Annotated in this window: 1 protein-coding gene; it reads left to right on the top strand. The window is 57.9% G+C overall.

What is annotated here, in order from left to right; genetic code table 11:
• Positions 1-219: 219 nt before the first annotated feature.
• The coding region (locus QZY07_RS25065; protein WP_295408783.1) for an AAA domain-containing protein at positions 220-2,256 on the top strand (2,037 nt) is incomplete at its 3' end.

Raw genomic sequence — 2,256 nt, forward strand, 5'->3', positions numbered from 1 at the left:
CCGGGCATTGGAGCTTCCGGAAACTCTATCGCAGCCTGGTTTCGTGGTTTACCCGCGGCCTGCGTCGTCTGAAGCGGTGTCTTCAAAACGATCTGCCGTTGCCCGCCTTTCATGCCCGTGAGTAACTGATAGGTGATGAGGGAAACCCACACTTCAAAAGTGGCGCAAGTAGCATGTTCTTTCAGCCCCCGTCGCGTCCACGAGTGAAGTTCCTAGACCATGGCCAATCTTTACGTTTGGGTTGACGACCGAGACCGCGAAAGGCTCGCCCGAACGGTGGGAGAGTTGAAGCGCCGGCACCCGCCGTTTCGCGACCTTATGACCGAAGGTGATGGCATCCAGGATGTCTTGAACCTGATATTTCCCCATGGCATGCCCATGGAGTACCACGCGGCGAACCTCAGCATCGAAAACCGGCCTGATGCGAATGTGACTCTGGCACTTCGCCCGGTGATCAGCCCCGAGCAGCCTTGGCCGTTCCCAAGGGGTTGCTCGCTGGCTGCTCGAGGATTCTGGCCAACGCGAACGGGCAGCCCTGTGTTCATGGTGCAGGATTTGTTCGAGGTGGCGGATGCGCTGGGACATACCTATGAGCACAGTCTTTCGGTGGTCGTCTACCAGGACAACCCGCAATTGCCTCGCTTCCAACGAATTGACAACGTCCTCACGCGCGAGTTGGCCCATGTGTTGCCGCCCATCTCGATCACAACGCGGGAAAAGCTGACCGACTGGAGCGACTTCCTGAAATGGAAGCGCAAACTCGTTTCGGAGAAGACACGCGGGCTGCGATTCATCCAGCGCGATTGGCAAGAGGACCGGATCGTCTTCAAGGTGATCGGGGAGAGCGAGCAGTACCTGCGCGACGTGCATCGATCCCTGTCCAGACAGGACGTGATGGCGTTCGACCTCAATGTCTCTATGGATGTCTGGACCTTTCGGATCGACGATCGGGATAGTGCGAAGAGAGCGCCCCGAGGCTTCGAATTGGGTCAGCCGGAGGCGATGACAAAGCTGGCGCCGCACGCAGACAAGATCAAAGACTGCGAATGGCCGACACCCTACTTCGCGGAAGTGGTCGTGGGCTTGTCAGAGGATGACCAGAATCAGCTGACGGTCGCCGAGGATGTGCCGACCACTCAGTGGATGCTGCTGTCGAGAATCCCGGAACAAGGGTTCTTGTCAGTGTCTGCGGCAGGAGATCTTGCCCTGATCCGACGCCACGAGATGGCCATCAAGCGCCTGCAGGACCAAGGCGGATATGCCCCCTACTTGTCGTCGTATCTGTTCGACGTCAAGCAAGCCAAGAATCCAACGACCACCGAAACGGTCTCTCAGTGGTTCCGAGATGACCTGAATCCATTTCAGAAGGAGGCGGTCGAGAAGATCATTACCGCGCCTGACCTTTGTTTGATTCAAGGCCCGCCAGGTACGGGCAAGACAACCGTGATCGCCGAAGCCATCATGCAACTGGCTCGCAGAGGTGAACGGGTGCTCTTGGCGAGCCAGGCCCACACTGCCGTCGATAACGCGCTTGATCGACTCGGCAAGCATCCCGATTTGCGCGTGATTCGTCTTGCCCGCGACTTAGACAAGGTGTCGGGTGAAGGTAAGTCGTTCGTTCAGCAAGCCGCCTTGTCGCGGTACTACTCCTCTCTGGCTGAGCACGCGGAGGAGCGGTTCCTGCGTCCTTGGCACGAAACCTCTGAGCGCCTGACTCAGCTTCAGTCCTGGCTGGACAGGGCAGAGTACGCGCACCGCGACATCGGTGATGCCGAACAGGGAATCGCACGGTTCGAGCAGGCTCGGAGCCTAGCGAAGCTGGAAAGAGATCGCGCATGGCAGCGCCTTCAGGAGCAGGCTCAAAAACATGATGATGTGAAGCAGCGACGAAATCGACTGCTTGCATTCAAGGAGTTTCTGGTCGCTGGCAATGTTGACATCCCCGAAGGCTGGTCTCTACCGGAACCACAGTCCTCGGAACTGGCCGCCGCCCTATTCAGTCTGTCCGCCGCGAGATCGAAGCTGCCCGTGTCGAGCGCGGATTGGGATGCTGTGCCGCAGCAGCGCCCCTTGATGCTCGCTGGTTTGCTTAGGTTCTGGAACAAGCTTAGAAACCGTCCATTAACTACTTCCCGATTTATTTGGCCTAATGGTGTCGTTCAGATCCGGGCAAAGTCGTCGTCGGCGGATGTTCAAGGCGGCCATTTCCTGGTCCGGGATTTTGATGCCCTTTTTGTAGTCTGTCGTATCGAGCAC

It is taken from the genome of uncultured Thiocystis sp. (assembly GCF_903866365.1).
In the GTDB taxonomy this organism is placed as follows: Bacteria; Pseudomonadota; Gammaproteobacteria; order Chromatiales; family Chromatiaceae; genus Chromatium.